This window comes from Paenibacillus algorifonticola (assembly GCF_050481745.1).
Taxonomy (GTDB): domain Bacteria; phylum Bacillota; class Bacilli; order Paenibacillales; family Paenibacillaceae; genus Pristimantibacillus; species Pristimantibacillus algorifonticola_A.
The window spans coordinates 142,371-163,444 of record NZ_JBCNGR010000002.1 but is presented as its reverse complement, the minus strand read 5'-3'; the positions used below and the strand labels follow the sequence as shown (position 1 = coordinate 163,444).

At 49.0% G+C, this 21,074-nt stretch carries 17 protein-coding genes and 1 pseudogene; 11 read left to right on the top strand and 7 right to left on the bottom strand.

Annotation, left to right across the window (positions count from 1 at the left end; translation table 11 throughout):
- Positions 1-181 precede the first annotated feature (181 nt).
- Positions 182-1,981 carry a sulfatase-like hydrolase/transferase gene (locus ABEW34_RS01015; RefSeq protein ID WP_430154074.1) on the bottom strand — a complete coding sequence of 600 codons (1,800 nt, stop codon included), beginning with the start codon at positions 1,979-1,981 and terminating at the stop codon, positions 182-184.
- Positions 1,982-2,247: 266 nt separating this feature from the next.
- Between ABEW34_RS01015 and ABEW34_RS01010 the strand changes: the two genes are divergently transcribed.
- Positions 2,248-3,738, top strand: a complete 1,491-nt coding sequence (locus ABEW34_RS01010; RefSeq protein ID WP_430154072.1) for an N-acetylmuramoyl-L-alanine amidase — start codon at positions 2,248-2,250, stop codon at positions 3,736-3,738.
- 42 nt (positions 3,739-3,780) lie between these two features.
- Positions 3,781-4,365 (top strand): GerMN domain-containing protein, encoded by a 585-nt coding sequence (locus ABEW34_RS01005; protein WP_430154070.1) that lies wholly within the window; start codon positions 3,781-3,783, stop codon positions 4,363-4,365.
- Positions 4,366-4,501: 136 nt separating this feature from the next.
- Here ABEW34_RS01005 and ABEW34_RS01000 read toward each other — a convergent pair whose 3' ends face one another.
- Positions 4,502-4,657 (bottom strand): hypothetical protein, encoded by a 156-nt coding sequence (locus ABEW34_RS01000; protein WP_430154069.1) that lies wholly within the window; start codon positions 4,655-4,657, stop codon positions 4,502-4,504.
- A 185-nt stretch (positions 4,658-4,842) separates the two neighbouring features.
- Here ABEW34_RS01000 and ABEW34_RS00995 point away from each other — a divergent pair, with 185 nt between their 5' ends.
- The 5 genes from ABEW34_RS00995 (at position 4,843) to ABEW34_RS00975 (ending at position 9,633) form a co-directional block, all read left to right on the top strand.
- Positions 4,843-5,625 (top strand): RNA ligase family protein, encoded by a 783-nt coding sequence (locus ABEW34_RS00995; protein ID WP_430154067.1) that lies wholly within the window; start codon positions 4,843-4,845, stop codon positions 5,623-5,625.
- Positions 5,622-6,179, top strand: a complete 558-nt coding sequence (locus ABEW34_RS00990; RefSeq protein WP_430154065.1) for a DUF1273 domain-containing protein — start codon at positions 5,622-5,624, stop codon at positions 6,177-6,179. Before ABEW34_RS00995 ends, ABEW34_RS00990 begins: the two co-directional genes overlap by 4 nt.
- 57 nt (positions 6,180-6,236) lie before the next feature.
- Positions 6,237-7,475 (top strand): hypothetical protein, encoded by a 1,239-nt coding sequence (locus ABEW34_RS00985; RefSeq protein ID WP_430154064.1) that lies wholly within the window; start codon positions 6,237-6,239, stop codon positions 7,473-7,475.
- A gap of 284 nt (positions 7,476-7,759) precedes the next feature.
- Positions 7,760-8,425 (top strand): hypothetical protein, encoded by a 666-nt coding sequence (locus tag ABEW34_RS00980; RefSeq protein WP_430154062.1) that lies wholly within the window; start codon positions 7,760-7,762, stop codon positions 8,423-8,425.
- A gap of 38 nt (positions 8,426-8,463) precedes the next feature.
- Positions 8,464-9,633, top strand: coding sequence for a stalk domain-containing protein (locus ABEW34_RS00975; protein WP_430154060.1), 1,170 nt, complete (start codon positions 8,464-8,466; stop codon positions 9,631-9,633).
- 109 nt (positions 9,634-9,742) lie between these two features.
- On the opposite strand, the gene ABEW34_RS00970 is transcribed toward ABEW34_RS00975, so the two are convergent.
- The 3 genes from ABEW34_RS00970 to glsA are packed head-to-tail and all read right to left on the bottom strand — an operon-like array spanning position 9,743 to position 12,028.
- Positions 9,743-10,678 carry a dipeptidase gene (locus ABEW34_RS00970; RefSeq protein WP_430154058.1) on the bottom strand — a complete coding sequence of 312 codons (936 nt, stop codon included), beginning with the start codon at positions 10,676-10,678 and terminating at the stop codon, positions 9,743-9,745.
- 13 nt (positions 10,679-10,691) lie between these two features.
- Positions 10,692-11,093 (bottom strand): DUF4265 domain-containing protein, encoded by a 402-nt coding sequence (locus ABEW34_RS00965; RefSeq protein WP_430154056.1) that lies wholly within the window; start codon positions 11,091-11,093, stop codon positions 10,692-10,694.
- A 17-nt stretch (positions 11,094-11,110) separates the two neighbouring features.
- Positions 11,111-12,028: a glutaminase A gene (gene glsA / locus ABEW34_RS00960; RefSeq protein ID WP_430154128.1), complete on the bottom strand. Its 918-nt coding sequence runs from the start codon at positions 12,026-12,028 to the stop codon at positions 11,111-11,113.
- Between the two features lie 419 nt (positions 12,029-12,447).
- Between glsA and ABEW34_RS00955 the strand changes: the two genes are divergently transcribed.
- From ABEW34_RS00955 to cysC, 3 genes are all read left to right on the top strand, one after another.
- Positions 12,448-13,485: a glycoside hydrolase family 53 protein gene (locus ABEW34_RS00955; protein WP_430154054.1), complete on the top strand. Its 1,038-nt coding sequence runs from the start codon at positions 12,448-12,450 to the stop codon at positions 13,483-13,485.
- A gap of 99 nt (positions 13,486-13,584) precedes the next feature.
- Complete coding sequence (locus tag ABEW34_RS00950) at positions 13,585-14,424, top strand: alpha/beta hydrolase family protein (protein WP_430154052.1); 840 nt, start codon at positions 13,585-13,587, stop codon at positions 14,422-14,424.
- Positions 14,425-14,433: 9 nt separating this feature from the next.
- Positions 14,434-15,048 carry an adenylyl-sulfate kinase gene (gene cysC / locus ABEW34_RS00945; protein ID WP_430154050.1) on the top strand — a complete coding sequence of 205 codons (615 nt, stop codon included), beginning with the start codon at positions 14,434-14,436 and terminating at the stop codon, positions 15,046-15,048.
- Between the two features lie 169 nt (positions 15,049-15,217).
- On the opposite strand, the gene yhbH is transcribed toward cysC, so the two are convergent.
- Positions 15,218-16,369 (bottom strand): sporulation protein YhbH, encoded by a 1,152-nt coding sequence (gene yhbH / locus ABEW34_RS00940; protein ID WP_430154048.1) that lies wholly within the window; start codon positions 16,367-16,369, stop codon positions 15,218-15,220.
- 549 nt (positions 16,370-16,918) lie between these two features.
- On the opposite strand from yhbH, the pseudogene ABEW34_RS00935 reads away from it, so the two are divergent.
- Positions 16,919-18,769 (top strand): annotated as a pseudogene (locus tag ABEW34_RS00935) (rhamnogalacturonan lyase); the annotation flags it as partial.
- 989 nt (positions 18,770-19,758) lie between these two features.
- Here ABEW34_RS00935 and ABEW34_RS00930 read toward each other — a convergent pair.
- Positions 19,759-21,057, bottom strand: coding sequence for an amidohydrolase (locus ABEW34_RS00930; protein WP_430154046.1), 1,299 nt, complete (start codon positions 21,055-21,057; stop codon positions 19,759-19,761).
- Positions 21,058-21,074: the final 17 nt, after the last annotated feature.

Here is a 21,074-nt window from a genome sequence, read left to right as displayed (position 1 = left end):
TATGGAGTGCTACGAGAAAAACATTTTTATGGTCGCACAATAAGGCAACAACAAATGATTGAAACATCTGTTGCATCTTGTCGGACTGCCCTTTTCAAAAAAATAAAAAGAGTATGAAGGTTTAAACAGCCCTCATACTCTTTTTGTGTTCAGCAGTGAAAGGAATTTCAGGCTGCCGAATTTATAATTCGTCTGGCGATAAGCCAGTAAGATAAGGCTTTATCCTTTTTTGCTGCCGTTGTTCGTCAAGCAGCTGTGTCATCTGTTGTTGGACGCGTTTCGTCTGCTCGGTTGCGAAGGCAGGATGGGCGAGATTACGTGTTTCAAGGGGGTCAGCGGTCAGATTATACAGCTCGTATTCCTCAGCAACAGGAACGGTTTTGATAGCTGCAACATAGCAGATATTAGAGGCAGAGGGTGACCCGGGGGCTGTAATCCCGGCATGCTGAGCGGTCGGCTGAAAGGTTACGTCTCTAATTCCCGGTTCGCTCCAAAACTGCTCGTTATCATAGTAGCGGGAATACTTCCATAATTGTTTGTTGTTTCCGTTATAGAGAGGGGCAATTACCGTTTCAATATGATTGGGCTGAACAACGGAAAGAAACGGTATTCCGATTGGGTTAACTTGGTGCTGGCCCCGCGTAACATCGTCGTCGATCATAAAATAAATCGGTGATTCTACGGGCTCAGATGTGTTTTGCCCTAAAATAAAGCTGCACAGGTCACGGCCCACAAAGGGATGGACCTCGCTGAATTTTTTTTGCAAGCGGCTTTGAATGTCGCCTACGTTAGCTTGTGCTAGCCCAAGCATAGTCGGGAGCAGATCAACATGGCTTGTAAGGGTGTTGAAAGGCTGCGGCTCTGGCTTCGGAAACAGCTGCTTGCTGTGAATGATCAGAGGGACATGGAGCATTTCTTCATAGGTGCAGTAAAATTTCTGATGGAGGCGGCCGTGGGAGCCAAGTAAATCTCCGTGATCGGAAGTGAAAATGACAATCGTATCATCATAGGCAGAGGATTGAGCGAGAGCCTCAAGCACTTTCTGCATTTGCATATCAGCTTGTTTTTGCAGATGGTAGTAGAGCTTACGGTAATGAGGCTCATTAATAATCGGCTGCAGCGCGCGCGGGTAAATTTGCTGGTAGCTTTTTTGGCAGCGCGGTTTCGTATCTAAAGGTTCATTTTGAGTCGGGGCTGGCGCGACCGGAGGCATTGGCCCGATGTCAAAATTGAAGGTAGGCAGCTGCGCAGCGAGAGCGCCGTATAAAACAATATCGTGCGGGTTCACAAATGAAGACACGACGAGCCATGGCTTTGCCGCCTCATTCCGCTCTTTCTCATCCGCAAGAGCTTGAATCAGTGAAACCACTTCTGAGGCATAGACGATATCTCGGCCGCTCAGGCCTATAGCAGCAGACGAACCGGAGTTCCGCGGATCTCTGCCGTGAGGCTCTGGGCCAATCCAGCCGGAAAATCCGAAATGGTCCATTCGATTGGCATGCAAATAGAGCCCCTCCCTTTCACGATCGGGAATACCGTTCTCGGGGGAATAGCTGAGGACGCTTTGATGGGTTCCGGGAATAATGATATCTTGGTAGGAAAAATGCCATTTTCCCTTATAGTAGGTTTGGTATCCTGCCTCGCGAAAATAGTTCCCAAGCGTAGGCACCGTATTGCTGCCCAGCCAAAACATATCCGAGTCAAACGGTTCCTTGGCAATTCCCGTCGTTTGGCTGACTCCGTGGAGCGAAGGATATTGCCCGGTCATTAAGGTAGCTCGGCTCGGACAGCACGCTGCGCTTCCAATATAATGCCTGTGAAATTCCATGCTGTGCGATTTTCTCAGGAATTGCTGGGCTACGAGATTTTCTTTGCTCCATTGCTTAATTTCCGCGTTCTCATAGATGGGAGGATAGCGCTCCTCATCGACGAGAATGACAAGGAAATTAGGCTTTTTTCTTGAGCGCGGTTGGTTGTTCATGGCAACACCCCCAGGGTATCATTTTAACCCTAGATTATGCGGCAATGGCTTGGAAAAGAAGAGGTCCAGCATATGGAGGCTGAGCCGTTCTGTCTCGCTTTTTGAGCAAATACTGTAATAAATTTAATTAAACCGTGGATATGGTACACTATTGGCCTCAGTAAATCTACTCTCCTAATTTGTTAGGACTCTTGCAACTTTTACCAAACTTCATCGTCTATTCTTTTATGGGAAAATTTGAATTTCTACAGAGAAGAGAGGTTGCAATGATTCAAAAAAAGACACAATGGCAGGAGATTATGATGAAGAAGCTTGGTTTATTGTTGGTATTATTTATCTTTTTATTGGCGCTTCCAGACAACAGCTTTGCAGCAGCAGTGGATACGAAGGTGATCTTGGACGGAACGGAGCTTGTTCAGCCGGAAAATACGAAAGCCGAAATCATTGACAAAAAAGTGATGATCCCGATTCGGATCGTATCGGAAAGCTTGGGCTACGACGTGCTATGGGACAAGCAGACACAGACCGTCACCATTAGCAAGGAAGGTACATTTATTGAAATGACGGTAGGCCAGAAAGCGGCAAAGGTCAATACGGCTGCCGTAGATATAGATGCTCCTCCTGTTATTAAGAAAGGAACAACGCTCGTTCCGCTGCGCTTCGTAGGCGAGCAGATGAATCTCAAGGTGGGTTGGAACAATACGACGAAGACGGTTACTTTAACGAGCCCGATTCCCGAGGTCGTCATCGATGAGGGCGAAACAGACCCGGTTATTCCTTCACCTTCCGAAACGGGAGGCACCATTATTGATGGAGCTGTCCCGAGTGGCGTTTCAACAGTAAGCGCTATCAGCTTTAATGATAACCGCCTTATCGTCACGACAAGCGGCAAGGTAGGGCCGAAAATTTTTACGATGAAGGCGCCGGACCGCCTTGTCATCGATTTGCCAAATTCGGCTTTTGCCCCGTCGTTTGGCGATGGACAAGCTTTGAACGGCAGCCAGATGGGTGAGCTTGTCATTACGGACAGCTCAGATGTTACGAAGGTGCGTTATTCTTTGTTTACCCGCGAGCCATCGGCTATACGCATCGTTTTGGATTTGAGACAGGCGACCTCCTATCAGCTTGTCAGCGATGATTCTGGCCTTTATGTCATAGACCTTAATGTGGACGGCGACGTAGGCGGTGCCCCGATAGTGCCACCAATTAGTTCGGACGGCAAAAAAATCGTCGTCATTGATCCGGGCCACGGCGGAGTTGAGCCAGGCAAGGTGGCCCCGACAGGTCTGCAGGAAAAAATAATCAACCTGTCGCTTTCCTTGAAGGTCGAGCAGCTATTGAGGCAGGTGTCTGGCATTAAATTGGTGATGACACGAACTGATGATAGTACAGTTAGCCTTTCGAATCGTGCAAAGATGGCAAATGCTCTGAATGCTGATTTGTTCGTCTCCCTGCATGCCAACAGCTTCACGACACCTACGCCTTCAGGCACGGAGACGTATTATGCGCGGGATTCGAGCATACCATTAGCTAAGACGATTCATCGCTATTTGCTGGAAGCGACTGGACTGAAAGATCGCGGAGTGAAATATGGCAACTACCACGTCATACGAGAGACAACGATGCCAGCGGTTCTGCTCGAGACAGGCTTCATGAGCAACACGGCGGATTTGGCGGTTATAACGAATGAAACGGTGCAAATGCGTATGGCAAAAGGCATCGTTGAGGGAATTAAAGAATATTTGGGTATTAAATAGTACAGCTTGTTTCTTTCAATTCCTGAGGGAGGTGGAGTTTGAATGAACAAAAAGTTTGCTATTGCGGCGCTCCTATTAATCGTTATGACGACAGCAGGCTGCGCGGACAAGTCATCAGCCCAATCGGCGCAAGAGGTTACTTTAGATGTTACACAATCCAAGACGGTCACAGCGGCCACAGTTGTGGAGCCGCAGCAAACGGCCGAGGCTTCGGTATCTGCTGCGGAAGTGAAGAAGCGGACAATTGAAGTCTTTTTCTCAGACCCGCAGGGGGAAAAGCTGGATAAAGCAGGTGTCCAGATTTCTTTTTCCACACCTGCAGAAAAATATACGGAAGCCTTCAAAGCTTTGCAGCAAAGCGACAATGCCGAGCTGATACCGCTCTGGTCGAAGGAGATTGAGCTGAAATCCGTCCATTTTAAAAACGGAGCGCTCACGCTCGACATTCATATGCCGGACACAGCGCGTCTCGGATCTGGCAGTGAAATACTCGCTGTGGATGCTTTCACATGGACGCTATTTCAATTCGCTGAGGTGAAAACCATTGATTTGCTCGTTGATGGCAAGCAACTGGAAAGCTTAATGGGACATGCCGATTTGGAGCATCCCATGACGAGAGGGAAATAAGCTTGATGATAGCCGACACTTGCATCGCCATGTTTCATAATCTCTTTTAAGAGGTACAGAGTATGACAGCTTCAACTAATGGTTTAGGCGATAAAATAAAAGGCAAAGTCAATCAAGTAAAAGGCGGGATTAAAGACTAGATCGGCAAAGCGACGAACAATGATTCGTTGCAAGGAGAAGGCAAGCTGGATAAAGTGAAAGGTATCGCCCAAGAAAAAATCGGCGAGCTCAAAAATAAAATCAGCAAGTAGATGGAGGCTGCAAGCTTGGCTATAGCCGCATCGTTCATCAAGAAGCCAGCCTTCACAGTCCGTGGAGGCTGGCTTCTTGCGGCGCATAACGATTAAGCAGGAGGCTAGCGTACTCGCAAAGCATTGCAAGCTAAATGCAAAGGACAGGAATACATGGCTAACCAAGAGCGGGAAACGATGGTATTATGATAGGATAACAGACTTATTATGATGCAGGAGATGAATAATGGATTTTACAAAATTGAATTCCTTAACGAAATATCCGAGTATCCTCACCTATCACCAGCTTGGGGAACGCGGCCGTTTAAACGACACATTAACCGAAGGCGGGGCCTTCGATTCGGATAAGCCCGTTTATGTATATGAAAAAGTAGACGGGGAAAATGCGCGCATGATTTTGCTGCATAATGAAGCTGGGACAGACTATTTTATTGGATCGCGAGAGGAGCTGCTGTTTGCCAAGGGAGACCGAATTGGTAATCCCTATGGCAATATGGCGGCCTTGTTAACCCCGATTGCGGAGCGGATGCAGGCTAGCTTGGCGGATGGCAGGCTTGGACTTACGGTCATTTATCAGGAGAGCTATGGCGGAAAAACAAAGGCAGCCAAAAATTATACGTCCAGCGGCAGCCAAGGCTACCGGGTATTCGATCTGTTTTCGCTGACGCATGAAGAGCTTCAGCATCTGCTGGCGCTGCCGATTGACCAAATTGCCAAGTGGCGTGATCATGGCGGCCAGCCGTTTTATCAGGAGACGGAAAAGGCGGCTTTTATCGCGCGCTGGAGTCTCGACGCTGCACCGCTGCTGGCTGAGCTGGGTGGAGCGGCATTTCCAGTCGGTCTGGAGGAGACGAGCCGTTTTCTCAGCGATTTTGCGACCACGCGTGTAGGAATGGATGCAGCCGGAAAATCAGAAGGGATCATTGCGCGAACGGCCGATCGCAAAATGATTCGTAAAATCCGGTTCGAGGATTACGAACGAACCTTTAGAAATGCGCCGAAGGCATGAACAATTTGCTAGTTTCGGGATACCGCGCGCATGAGCTGAACATTTTCAATCAAAAGCATGAAGGCATTGCCTATATTAAGCAGGCGATTACGAATAAGCTGCTGCCGCTCATTGATGATGGCTTGCAGTGGGTCATTACGCCCGGCCAATATGGCGTTGATCTATGGGCGTGTGAAGCCGTTATCGCGCTTAAGCTGCAATACCCGCAGCTCAGGCTTTCTATTATTACGGCTTACAGTAATCCGGAAGAGAAGTGGAAGGATGACAAGAAGGAATATTATGAGCAGGTGCTGAAGGGCGTCGATTATTATGCGTCGGTCAGTGACAAGCCTTATGACGGTATTTGGCAGCTGCAGGCGAGGGATGAGCTGCTGTTTCGCAAAACCGAGGGCATTTTGCTCGTGTACGATGAGGATGCGGGGGAAGGCAGTCCGCGCTACTTCAAGGATCGTGCGCTTCGCCGACAGCAGGCCGATGGTTATCGCTACATCGGCATCAGCTCGGATGATATTCAGAGCATTGCTGACGAAGCGAATTATCGGGATATGGACTAGCATAATAAGACTGCCCCTCGTTAGGGTGGTTCTTGACAGCAAGAGGAGGATGCAGAGATGGATGATCAGGATGATAAAAAGCAGCAAGAGCAGCACTCGAAAAATGGACGGCCTTTCGATTTAGAAAAGAGTGAGCCAGCTAGCCAGGCGGTGCATGTGTTCCGCCAGCCGCGGGATTCGCAGCAGTCTCAGGCAGCAGCGCAAGCAGCAGCCCAAGCTGCGCGGGAAGAAGCGGAGCTGCGGGCCGAGTCAGCCCGCCAAGCGGAGGCGGCAAGGCAGGCGGAGGCTACGAGGCGTTCAGAGGCGGCGAGGCAGGAAGAGATTTTGCGGCGTGCGGAAGCAGCACGGCAGGAGGAACTGGCGCGCCAGGAGGAAGATGCGCGCTTGCTTGAGGCGACGCGGGAGCAATCAGCGCTGCAGGAATATGAGGCTCAGGGAGAAGAGCCGAGACAAAGGGACCGTTACGGCGAATATGGGGAATATGGCGCATACGGCGATGACAATAGCGAATACGATGCAGCAATTGATGCAGTGACAGCTGCTACGGCGGCGTCAGCCAGAAATGAGGCGGCTGGAATGGCTGCATCAGCGAGGAATGAAGCTGCCGGTATGGCAGGTGCTACGGGTGCTGGTACAGGCGCAATTGCAGGAGCAGGAGCGAAAAGCGGAGCAGCAGAGGCTGCAAGCAAGCTGCTGCAAAATATATCCGGATCGGTTAAGCAGATCGATATGCAACTATTGCTGAAGCTGTTGAAAAATCCGCTGGAGGGGCTGAATTTAAACCCGACCAAAGATTTGAGTTACGGTATAATCGGCATTGTAAGTGCGATAATAGGTTTCCTCTTGTTCGGGCTGCTTACAGGCAGCGCCATCCAGCTATTTTTCGGCTATGGGGTGTCCGATCTATTGCGTGAGGGAAGCGGCATGAGTGCAGCGCTATTCGGAAAAATCTTGCTGCTGTCGCTAATTTCGACGATTGCCTTCCTCGGTTCATTGTGGGGAATAAGCTTGTGGAGAGCGACGCAGCGTCTAACAATCAGAGCTTTTATTACGTCGATTGGAGCGATGCAGCTCGCTGCTGGCGCTGGATTTTTAATCGCGGGCGTCGTTTCGCTCATTAGCTTCAAGCTGGGTTTTTTTGTAATGGCGGCGGCTCTGCTGTCTACACTTGGCATTTCCTTGGTCGGCGCGTCGGTGGCCAGCCAGGTGACGAAGGAAAAGCTTTGGTCTTATATTGCTCTTTCGGTTTGTGCGTACTTATTGCTGTTTGGCCTGTTCGCTGATTTGATTTTGTAAATCGCTAAGCATATTGAATGATGACGTATGCTTTAACGTTGTTTCCCTTTGCGGAAGCAACGTTTTTTATTTGTTTAAAAATGCCTCTGTCCGTTATTTTGGTAAATTTGTTATGGCGGTTTGAAATCATATTTGGAGCAGTTAATGATTGAAGTTCGATAAATTATGACAGAGATCGAAAAAATAATTGATGGATTTTCAGTAAAATGGAATGATTATAGAGGATTTTAGCACTTTATGTAGAAATTTTAATAGCTAAAGATGATAGGGGGGGATTTACCATTATGAAAAAAGCTATTTTTGCAGCTGCCGTAATGCTCGTCATGGCTGGCTGCGCCAGTCAAACCCAGGATTTTTCTACAGAGGTCAGTCAATTAAAGGAGCAAGTGAGCCAGTTGAGTGCTGAAAATGAGAAGTTAAAAGCACAGCTTGCCGAGGCTCCGGAGACCGCTGCCACAAGCGAGGCTTCTTCAGCGCCACAACCGGAGCCGTCCGCCGACACTGGCAATGTACTAGAATTGAAAAAAGCGCTCGTTATTGCTGACTTCGCAGAGGTGACGCTCACAAAGACAGAATTTACGTCTAAAGTCGTTCCTCCGAAGCCGGACAGCTTCTACACGTATTATGAGGTGAAGGATGCCGAAAATATTTATTTGGACGTCGTTCTTAAATTCAAAAGCCTGCTCAGCTCCTCCAAAAGTGCAGATGATTTTGCCTCTGTACAAGTGAAATATGATAGCAAATATGAGTATAAAAGCTTTTCAACAATTGAAGAGTCGGGTGGAGGCAACTTTACCTATACGAATATAACGAGCATTGAGCCACTAAAAACAGGAGTTCTGCATTTTATCGCCGAGCTTCCTAAGGAAGCGGCCAAAGACAAGAAACCGATTGATATTATCGTTACCATTGAAGGCAAGGAATACGTCTATTCGCTGCGTAGTGAATAGTCTTCACTCGAAATATATAAATAGAGGGAGAATTAGATATGAAACAGAGAGTGCTTACCATTTTGCTGGCTATGGTCATGCTGCTGGCAATCCCAACGGGGCTTTCGGCCGCTAAGGCGGAGAGCCAGACTGTTTTTGTAAACGGCAAGAAAGTCGCTTACGCGCAGGCGCCAATTAGCGAGAACGGCACTACGCTTGTATCGGCAAAAGAAACGATTGAAGCACTTGGCCTTGCCTTTAGCTGGGACAAGGGCAACAAGCGGATCATCGCTTCAAGCGGCGAAATGACGATTTCGATTATTTTGGATGAGCCTGTTGCTATGGTCAATGGCATATCTGTATTTTTAGGCACGCCTGCTGTAGAGCGAAATGGCCGCACGATGGTTCCGCTTCGCCTGTTGACAGATGGTCTAGGCGCTTCTATGGGAACGAAAGGTCAGCAAATCAGCATTAAAACAGTAGAACCTAGCAAAAGCAAATATTATACAGGCCTGCCGCTGCAAATTACGAATTCCGCTGTGAAAAACCTAGGCACGGAAAAAATCGTTGTTAACTATAAAGAATATTATTATGCCGCTGGTGCTGTGCAGGCCTATGATTTTACCGCATCGTTGAATGCGCGCGGCAAAGCCGCTTTTAACAATGCGACCGTAAAGCCTGGCGATAATTTTGATTCGAATGGTACGAATTATATCTTTTTTGGCAGAACCATCTATAGCATAGAGGCTGGAGACAAGGAAACGGTAAGCAAAAGCTACAGACTGGCTAATCAGCTTTATTCCAACGGGGGTACGATTGAAAAGCAGATGAGAGCCCTCTATAAACAGAAGGAAGATGAATACAAGAAACGGCTGAAAGAGGAGCTTAAGAAAAATAATAATGTTCCTTTTAAAATTGTGGGCCACAGTATTACGAAAGATTCCTACAATTATCCTGAGGCCAATATAAAAATGGTTAATTTAACGGATAAAGCCATTGTTTCCTTCGAGCTTTCTTTCAGCACGTATGATGTTTATGACGATCCTGTAAAAGGCGGATATCCTTATACCAACCGTTTTTACGGCAGGGGCAATGATATACGAGTGGAAAGTGGGGAACAATATACCTTTTCTTGGGACTTGTCCTCCTATTACAATACGTCAAAGCTGAAAAACATTCAGATCGATAAAGTAGCCTTCTCCGACGGCTCTGTCTGGAAACGCAAATAATCATTGAACTAGCGAGTAGCAGGTTAAACTGGATAAAAAAAGAAAACGCCGCAGCGCTTATTGTCTGCCCGCAAGGGGAGGACAGCAGCACACTGCGGCGTCTTTTACATTAAAGGGAGGAAACTCGGCGCAGGAAATTATTATGCGCAAAGCCCCGCACCTGCTCCTCAGAGTAATGCTTCAATAGCTCATTAATCAGATTTTGGCTTTTTGCGGCGTTTTCGAGATTATGCACGTAAGCGCCGATGCCGTCAAAATCGGAGCCAAGGCCAACATGTTGAACGCCGCCAATGGCGCAGTAATGATCAATATGCTTAATTAAATCGGGGATTGTCGTAATCGCTCCCGACTCGGGTTTAATAAATTCAGGATAATAGACGACATGGACGGTTGCATTTTTGGCGAACAGCGCCTGCGCCTGCTCATCGGTCAGTCCTCTCGGATGATCGAACACCGCTTTGGCGTTCGAGTGGCTGGCGATCAAATAATCGGCCGTTTCCACAACATCCCAGAAGCTCTGCTCATTCAAATGGCTGACATCGGTCAAAATCTGGTGCTCATTGTGAAATTGTACCATTTTGCGTCCGAGGGAGGAAAGTCCTGCCCCGCGAGGCTCCAGCACCCCATCAGCAGCAAGGTTGGCGAAATTCCAGGTGAGGCCGACCGACAACACGCCAAGGCGATGAAACATATTCAGCTTATGCAAGTCATTGCCGACCGGATCGACACCTTCAAGCGTAAGAAAAGCGCCAATTTCGTGCTCCGCCAGCTTGCCGATATCCTTCCATTCCTTTATGTGCTTGATGTCCGGATTTTTCCCTAATACTTCCTCATAAAAATAATGCACCTGGTCGAGCGCCGATTGAAGCTTCTCTTGATCAGTCAAGTTCGGCATGACAAAAATGGCGAAGCCTTGTACTTTGACGCCTCCTGCGAGCAGGCGCTGCTTGTTTGTCTCCAGCTCAGGCGCATCGTTGAAGGAAAGGCTGCCCTTCTTATCCGCCAGCTTCATCAAAGCATCGCAATGCAAATCAATAATATTCATTCGCGCATACCCCTTATCTGTCCTTACTTACCGTAATATTGTTTATTTCCACATCGGGATCAAAATCAATATGGCTCGGCACATTGATAATGAGCATGCCCCCAAAAATCGTTTCCCAGTTGCCGCCGCTGTCGGCGACCCGGTTTTTGAAAGCGGCAAGCTCCTCGGAAGAAGCGACTTCCTGGCTGAGCAGCCACGAATATCTTCTTAAGCGGGATTTGCGAACCGTCTCTTTATAAAAATAAATGTTGCCTTGCTGCTCCAGCTTGACAATATCACCGAATGATACCATTTCCGTAAATAATGGATTTTCTTCAATGCGGTAGCGCTGATCGTCAATCGGCGTTACCTTGAGCATTTCAATCTCCTGCCCGGAGGAGTGAAAGGAAATGCCAAGCTCAACAGATGGATTCATAATAGGCACCTTCTTCGTTAAAATAAGCTAAGGTCAAATGTTCGCGACAACGTCTCCAGCAAATGGACGCCTGCAATGCTGTTGCCCTTGCGGTGCAGGGATGGCCCGACGACGCCGATGCCGTAGCGACCTGGAACGATCGCCAGAATGCCGCCGGATACGCCGCTTTTGGCCGGCAAGCCCACTTGAATCGCGAATTCGCCCGAGGCGTTGTACATGCCGCAAGTTATCATAAACGTTTTGGCGATTTGCACGTAACGCCTTGGTATCAGCTGGGTTCCAGTGACGGGATCAGTTCCGTTATGCGCCATAACGAGCGCCATACGAGCGAGATCCGCGCAGGTGATGCTGATCGAGCAGTGCCGGAAATACACGTCGAGCACTTCCTCGACTTCCCCCTGCAGCACCTGCTTATCCTTCAGAAAATAAGCCATCGACCGATTCAAATTTGCCGTTTTGGCTTCTGATAAATATACCTCGTTATCATAATCCAGCGTACTATTACCTGAGAGATTGCGGAAAAAATCGAGTACGCGGGCCGATTTCTCCTCCCGGCTGCTTCCGGCAATCAGCGAAGAAATCGCAATCGCTCCAGCATTGATCAGTGGATTAAAGGGAATGCCGGGCTGCACAAGCTCCAGCTTGAGCATGGAGTTGAAGCTGTCCCCGGTCGGCTCCATGCCAACCTTGGCGAAAACCGCTTCCTCGCCATTGTCCATTAACGCCAGAATGAGCGTGAAAACTTTGGAAATGCTTTGCATAGTAAAGGATATGCCGCAATCTCCAGCAGATGCTACTTGACCTTCCGCACCAACAATATGAATACCCAAGGCGTCCTTGGGGGATTTTGCAAGCTCAGGTATGTAGGAGGCCACTTTGCCATGAAGAGCCTGCTGGCGGGATGTTTCTACCCATTCGGGCAGCAGGGTTTGCATATGTTTAAGCTCGCTATTCGTCAATTCGTTTCCTCCTGCTTGCCAGTTTGGCATGAATGGCTCTATTATAATACATTTTGCTAGTGAAACGCATCAGGCTTACGCAGGGTGATCAGGAGTGCAGAGAGGAGGAAATGTTGTAAAATCATCCATTATATTCACATTGTATCCTGTTTTTCTGCTGGCGGTGAATTTATAATCAGAAGCGTATCCCGTAGTTATTGTTGGAAAAGACATGGTGAAGGAATCGGCAGTCCCCCCATTGCCAACGCTGCCGATGCTTCTTCACCATAGGCTTGAAAGCCTATCCTACTAGGGAACGGTTGTTGAAACACATTTATGTAAGCGGATACAATATTGGCTGCACGCCAGTCGGGGCCAAACCCGGCAAACTATTAAAGGAAGAGGGAATGTTGAAAATGAAAAAAAGACTCAAACTGCTCGTTTTCGCTATGATGATTATCGCCCTTATTACGGTACAGCTGCCGCTTAAGCAGGCCGAAGCGGCTCCTGCCTTTGCGAAAGGAACGGATATTAGCTGGGTTCCCGGTCTTGAGGCGCAAGGCTACACCTGGAAGGACAAAAACGGCACGACCAAGGATATCATTCAAATTTTGAAAAATGACTACCAGATTAATTCGGTGCGAATTCGCGTATTCGTAAATCCTTCGAGCAATTATGCAAACGGTTACTTGGATATGAACCGGACCGCAGCTCTGGCACAGCGGGCGAAAAATGCAGGGATGAGCATTATGCTGACGCTGCATTACAGCGACTCATGGGCCGATCCAGGTCAGCAGACGAAGCCTGCCGCTTGGAATAATTACACATTCCAGCAGCTGATGGATGCGGTATGGAACCATACGCGGGCAGTTATGACGGCGATGCAGGCGAAGGGCGTGACCCCGGATTGGGTGCAGATCGGCAATGAGACGAACAACGGCATGCTGTGGAATGACGGCAAAGCCACTGTCAGCATGAAGAACTACGCATGGCTGGTCAATACCGGGAACAATGCGGTAAAATCAATCTCTTCCGGTACGAAGACGATTGTTCATCTGGCAGGCGGCAATGATAATGCTTTATTCGTTTGGAATATCGGGGGGCTGATCAGCAATGGCGCTACCTTTGATATTATCGGGATGTCGCTGTATCCATCGGCTACGGATTGGTCGGCCAAGGTCGACCAAACGATCAGCAATGCCAATAATATGATTGCCCGGTATGGCAAGCCGGTTATCATATCTGAAATTGGCCTTGAATATAACCAGCCAGCTGCTACGAAGAGCTTCGTTGCTGCGATTAAGACGAAGGTTCGCAATATTTCTGGCGGCAAGGGGCTAGGCGTCTTTTATTGGGAGCCGGAGGCGCCTCCGGGCTACAATGGCGGCTATAACAAAGGTGCTTGGCAGGCAAACGGCCAACCGACGATCGCATTGGAAGGTTTCTTGAACTAGCAAGCTAGCTTCTAAGCAGCCCAGCTATTCATTCCCCTGTTATTTCACTTATAATAGAAAGCAGGACGAATCTATTTGGAGAAACGGGGGAGTTTGTAGGTGGAAGCCGTAAATAGCAAACCTTTTACCATTGATTTGGAATCAAATCTGACGCTGCGCGGGGACGTTCGAGTGTCAGGCGGACCAGAGAAGAAGCCGGTTGTTATCGTTGCTCATGGCTTCAAAGGGTTTAAAGATTGGGGATTTATGCCCTATGCCTGCGAGCAGCTTGCGAGACTCGGCTTTGCAGTCCTTTCCTTTAATTTCAGCTGCAATGGCGTAGCGGAGACGGACTTTGACGAGCTGGATAAATTTGCGGTAAACACGTATTCCCGTGAACAGCTGGATCTTGATGCGATCATTGTACAGCTGCTGGAAGGGAAGCTGCCGTTTGCCGAGGAGATGAATCCGAGTCAGATTGCTCTGGTTGGACATAGCCGCGGCGGCGGCAATGTTATTTTGGCTGCTGCGAGGTATCCGCAGCTTCAGGCGGTTGTGACGTGGAATGGCATAGCCGACGTGAACCTCTTTACAGAGGCGTTCAGGCAAGAGGTCATGAGCCGCGGCGTCGGTTATGTCCCCAATATGCGAACGAAGCAGCAAATGCCGATATCGCCTGTATTTTTTGAAGACCTGGAGCGCCATGCAGCAGCGTTTAATATTAAACAGGCACTAGGTTCCCTCACAGTTCCGGCGCTGCTGATACAGGGTGATCAAGATTCGGAGCGGCTTGTATCAGGCTATGAACAAATGCGCGAGGCTGCGCCGCAGCATACGTTCGTTGCACTGGCAGGAGCGGACCACACCTTTGGTGCGAAGCATCCTTTTACCGGCACGACTGCAGACCTGGAGGAAGCGCTTCGGCTGACGGTGCTTTTTCTAAATGAACGTCTAAAATAGGGGGGCCAGATGGATCAAAAATCCCCGAATGTACAGTGGCATTCGTATGAGCTTGGCGGATTGCGGCAGTCTGGCCAGTGGACCTATTCCGGCAGCGTCGTATGGCTAACCGGGCTGCCTGCATCCGGAAAGTCGTCTATTGCTGCTTCGCTTCACAGGCAGCTTCAAGTAGGCGGCGTGCGAACGACGGTGCTGGATGGCGATAATTTGCGGCATGGACTAAACCGCGATCTTGGCTTTAGCGCAGAGGATCGCCGCGAAAATGTGCGGCGCACCGCAGAGGTGGCAAAGCTGTTTGCCGGAAGTGGATGCATTGCCATTGCAGCGCTCGTCTCGCCGCTTGAGGCGGATCGCGCACTGGCGCGAGCAATAGCAGCTCCGCTTCCCTATGTGGAGGTATATGTGAATTGTCCGCTTGCGATATGCGAGCAGCGTGATCCGAAGGGGCTGTATAACAAGGCGCGGCGAGGTGAAATTCCGCTGTTCACAGGCATATCTGCTCCATATGAGAAGCCGCTAGCTCCAGAGCTGGAGCTGTTTTCAGGTGAAGGAGATGCAGATACAGCGGCCGAGGTCGTTATCCGTTGTTTGCAGCAGCGCGGGATTTTAACCGGGCAGGTTTAGCGAAACAACCGGGCAGCCAATGCTCTTGTTATAAGCTCTGTAAAATCATGCGAAAAAAGCTTCTTCTTCGGAAACGCCCGAAGAGGAAGCTTTTTAAGTCTGAGATAATGTGTTTGAACAGCGGCTTGCTTGAGACAGCTCCCTGTTGAACGAAGTCTAATGTCTGCTTTTAAGCGCCGCTTGCGGGCTTGGAGAAAAAGGTTTTCAGCGCTTTATACACTTCGCCTTTATCCTTTATAATCGAATACATAAATTTTTTATTGCTTATGTTTTTATAAGCCGACATTAAGGTACTGCTGCGATTATATTGATTAACCTCGCCGTAGCCGAACAGATTGGCCCGTTCGAGCAGCTTGTCGATTAGCTTCACGCATTTTTCGTTATCGGAGGTCAAATTATCGCCATCGGAAAAATGAAAAGGATAAATGTTCCAGTTGGCGGACGGATAGCGGCTGTCGATAATATCAAGCGCCTTCTGATAGGCCGAGGAGCAGATGGTGCCGCCGCTCTCGCCGCGAGTGAAAAATTCCTCTTCGGTTACTTCCTTCGCTTCGGTATGATGCGCCACGAATACCATCTCAACATGCTGGTATTTCCGGCGCAGAAAGCGAGTCATCCAGAAGAAGAAGCTTCTGGCGCAATATTTTTCGAAAGAGCCCATAGAGCCTGAAGTATCCATGAGCGCCAATACGACAGCATTGGATTGAGGCTTCACAACTTCATTCCACGTTTTAAAACGCAAATCATCCGGCGAGATGCCGCCAATGCCTGAGCGTCCTTCATTGGCATTGCGCTTCAAATTTTGAATGAGCGTCCGTTTTTTGTCGATGTTGGACATAATGCCTTTTTTGCGGATATCGTGAAAGACGACCTCGGTTGTTTCCATAACATCCTTCTGCTTTTGCTCCAGATTAGGAAGCTCCAGCTCCTCGAAGAGCATATCCTCCAACTGGTCAATGCTGATTTCCGCCTCTACATAGTCCTCGCCCGGCTGATCGCCAGCACCCTGTCCTTTGCCCGGACCTTTGGCCGCCCCAGGATCAACTCCGAGCACATCACCTACCTGTGAATCGCCATCGCCTTGTCCAACATGCTGCTTCTTGTTGTAGTTGTAGACGAAATGGGATTCATCAATGCTTTTAATCGGTATTTTCACCGTCTGCTTGCCATCGGATAATACAATGCTTTCATCGGTTACAATATCGGGGAGATTTTGCCGAACAGCTTCTCTTACTTTTTCCTGGTGCCGGGCTTGGTCTTCGTAGCCTTTGCGATGCAAGGACCAATCCTCTTGTGACACGATAAATAACGGATCTGCCATGAGCGTTACACTCCCATCTTTCATCAATAATAGCTGGACCAGGGCCAGGGGATCTCATTTTTCGTTGAAATATAAGAATTTATAAGTTTCACACTTATCATTAGGCTTATATTTCTCGGAGTGAAACGCGCCTTGCCACCAAAGGGCGGCGATAGCCGTTTCACCTTGTTATTCAATATATTCAAGTCTGGGGCGGATATGTGAGTCAAAAGCGATCTGATTCTAGCTAATTAATCGCATGAATCTCGGTTTTTTTAACAAAGAACTCTGTTTTTTAAGTAGTAAAATGTCGGAACAGAGTCTATCATCGACAATGAAAGCGATTCCAAATTATGGTTTTGATTCATAAAAACGTATGATTTATAAAGGAGGTGGATGCTCGTCCGAATGGTTAACGGTTCGTGATTAAGGGAATTCAAGGCAAGAAGCAGACTTATTTTTCAAATAATTTGGTAACGCTTTCATTTGTGGGTGTTGATAAAATATCATTTGCGAAAAGGAGCTGAATAAGAAGAGATGAACTTTAAAAACGCATTTCGCAAAACGGTTATGCTCGCTGTTGCTTCTTTGCTCGTTATTCCGGCTATTGTTGTTGATCCGAAGGTCAGTGCCGCCGCCCCAAGGCAGATGGAAGCTTTAACGAGAGGAGTCGTTGCGGTAAAAGTAAGCGGAGGCGTATTTGTCAGCTGGCGGCTGCTCGGCGGCGAGGCGGCTAATACGGGCTTTAACGTTTATCGCAATGGGACGAAGGTCAACAGCAGTGTCATTACGACGAGCACAAATCTTTTGGATGCTGGCGGAAGCAACTCCTCTACCTATTATGTCCGCGCCGTAATAAATGGCGTTGAACGCCCAGCCTCCAATACGGCAGCCGTATGGGCGAACAACTATAAAGAGATTCCGCTGGACAAGCCTGCTGGCGGGACAACACCGAGCGGCGAAAGCTACACCTATAGCGCAAATGATGCAAGCGTAGCCGACCTTGACGGAGATGGGGAATACGAAATCGTCCTCAAGTGGGACCCGTCAAACGCCAAGGATAACTCGCAATCGGGGTATACCGGCAATGTTATTTTTGATGCTTACAAAATGAACGGACAAAAGCTGTGGCGCATTAATATGGGCAAAAATATTCGCGCAGGCGCCCATTATTCACAATTTCTCGTCTATGACTTTGACGGCGACGGCAAAGGCGAGGTGGTCATCAAAACAGCGGACGGCACCGTCGATGGAGTAGGGCAGGTGATAGGCAGCTCGACTGCCGATTACCGTAATTCTTCGGGCTATGTGCTGTCAGGTCCGGAATATTTGACTGTTTTTTCAGGCCAGACGGGGGCTGCTCTTGCAACAACGAACTATGTGCCGGCCAGAGGCACCGTATCGAGCTGGGGAGATAGCTACGGTAACCGTGTCGACCGCTTCCTGGCTGGCGTTGCTTATTTGGATGGGGTTAGGCCAAGCATCGTCATGTCGCGCGGCTATTATACGAGAACGGTCATTGCTGCGTTTGACTTCCGGAACGGGTCCTTAACGAGCCGCTGGACGTTTGATACGAACAGTTCCGGCAATTCTGCCTATGCGGGGCAAGGCAATCACAGCCTTAGTGTGGCCGATGTCGATAATGACGGCAAGGATGAAATTATTTTCGGTGCGATGACGGTTGATGATAATGGACAGAAGCTATATAACACAAATATGGGGCATGGCGATGCGATGCATGTCAGCGATTTGGACCCGAATCGCGCTGGCTTTGAGGTATTCAAGGTAAATGAGGATACGAGCAAGCCTTATGGCGCCCAAGTGCATGATGCGGCTACTGGTCAAATTTTATGGGGTGTTTATACGGGGGCTGATACGGGACGCGGCATGGCGGCCGACATCGATCCTCGTTACCCGGGAGCTGAGGTTTGGGCTGGCAGCGGTGTAGGACTGAGGACGATTACGGGGCAGCTCATTTCCAGCACGCCTCCATCCTCGCAAAATTTCGGCATCTGGTGGGACGGCGACCTGCTGCGCGAGCTGCTTGACCATGTATGGTCAGGAAGCGCTGGAGTTGGCGTCGGCAAAATTGAAAAATGGAATTACAATACCGGTGCAGTCAGCCGCCTGCTAACGGCAACGGGAACTTACTCCAACAATACGACAAAAGGGAATCCTAGCTTGCAGGCGGATCTGATTGGCGATTGGCGCGAGGAAGTGTTGTGGCGTACGGAGGACAGCACTAAGCTGCGCTTGTATACAACCACAGATGTTACGACGAATCGTCTCTACACGCTGATGCATGATGCCGTATACCGTTTAGGTGTTGCGTGGCAAAATGTAGCCTACAACCAGCCGCCGCATACGAGCTATTTCCTTGGAAATGGCATGAGCACGCCTCCTGCACCAAGCATGTACACGACTCTGCCACAGGCCTCATTTACGGAAGTAGGCACGGCCAATGCTTTGCTCGCTGAGCAGGCTGCTTTGGAAGAAGCAGTGACTGCCCCTGAACAGGAGTCTGATCCGCAAACGGAGCCGGGAACAGAACCTGAAACAGAACCTGAAACAGAACCTCAGACAGAGTCGGTAACGACCCCCATTCCTGAACAACAGCCAGACAACAGTGTGCCGACTGGCCCGGTTGATCCAAGTGCAGCCGCTCAAGGTGCTTCAGGCGCAGCACTAAGCGCAGTTCATGGACAAGCCGCTCCTATTTCATAGAGTTAGGGTTATTATCCCCTTAGCTCAGCAACATTGAGATCGGAGTCTGTTCAAGTCATTTTATAGAATTACAGCGTAAATAGAAGTGAACAACTAAAGAAGGAAAGAAGTAAAGAAGCAAAACGGTATGTAGGTGTTCAGGATTGAGGCACCACCAGCAAAAAGGAATGGTATACGAGAGTAATTCATGCGACATGGCAGTTGAAGTCGTACTATTTTTGAAAGTTTCAGGAGCTTGGTTGGTGGAAGGGGGAAGACCATCTCCAATATGAGAATCCAGCTTTTATTCATTTGGTGATGCTTGGTTACTCAAGAGTATTCGATTTTCGAAACAAACAATATACGATTTTGCATGAACGAGGACTTGCTGTGGTCACAGCGTTCAAATTGTAACTATAACGGGCTGGAGACCCTTTTTTGCTTGGAGAACTGGGAGAGCCGTTTGGGCGGTGAGATCAGGCATAATGCCGGATTGGACCGTTCAAGCGGCTTTTCTGAGCTAAGGGGATAACCGGCAAAAGGCGAAGAAAACGCTGCAACCCAAATGGCAGATTAACCATATTAAGCGTTATGTTGAACAGCAAATACAAGCCAAGCTATAGTTGAAAAATAGAGCAGCCTTGTCGCGACGGCAGGCAAGCGCCAGACTGCGAAAAACGCAGCCGCGCTGACGCATGCTTGCTGTTCTATAAACCGTCTACGATTCTCCGTGCTCGAATTCCCGCCTCGTGAAGCAGTACCTCTTCGTCTATTGTCAGCAGTTCGCGCCCTTGCATCAATAGCTTGCCATTGACGATGGTCGTATCGACATCGCTGCCATTCACAGCGTAGGCGAGCAGAGACTCCCGATTATGGACCGGCTGCAGATGGGGCTTATTCATATTGACTAAAATAAGGTCGGCTTTTTTGCCAACTTCGAGCGTACCTGTCTCATGATCGATGCGCAGCAGCTTGGCGCTTTCAGCTGTTGCCATTTCCAGCACCTGATGGGCCGGGAAAACGGACGGGTCGCCTGCCGCCATTTTTTGCATCCAGGCCGCCGCCTTAATCCCCTCAAACATGTCAACGGTCGAAGCGCTTCCTGATCCGTCCGTGCCGAGTCCCACCGTAACGCCAGCCTCGATAAGCGCTGCCACCGGAGCAATGCCGCAGCCCAGCTTTAAATTGCTGACCGGATTGTGGGAAATGCCGCCTTTCATACCACGGAGCAGCTGGATATCGTCATGTGTTAGATGCACGCCATGAGCCAGCAAAGTATGGGCCTCGGTGAATAGCCCGAGATTGTGCAAATAAGCGGTTGGGGAGCAGTTGTATTTAGTTTTGATCTTGACGACTTCCTCTACCGTTTCTGCAAGATGAATATGGATCGGCAAATCTTTGTCGGCGGCGAGCTTAATAATTTCTGCTAGTGGTTCTGGCGGGCAAGTATAGGGGGCGTGGGGTCCGAACATCGCTGTAATGCGCCCGTCGGCCTTGCCGTGCCAGCGGTCAATGAGGTCAAGCGCTTCGGTTAGCCGTTTGCCGCCGTCATTTTGCATAAATACAAGTCCCCGTGTTAAGGAGGCGCGCATCCCTGTTTCCAAGGCAGCCGCAGCAATTTCGTTCATATGCACATACATATCGGCAAATGCCGTTGTGCCGGATTTGATCATTTCCGCCATGGCCAGCTTGGCTCCCCAATAAATATCTTCAGGCGTCATCCGCGCCTCGGCAGGAAGCATTTTATGCTCCAGCCATTCCATCAGCTTGCAATCATCGGAAAAACCTTTCAGCAAGCTCATTGGCGTATGCTGATGGGCATTAATGAGGCCAGGCATTGCCAGCATGCCTTTGCCATCGATGATTTTGCTTATTTGAACCTTATCCTCAGGCAAAATTTTGCCAATGGCCGCAATGCGGTCATTTTCGATCAGCAGCTCCCCGTGAAAAAGCTTTTCGTATTTTTTCATCGTTAAAATATGAACGTTTTGAATTAGTGTTCTCATCTTTGTCCCCTCCTTGG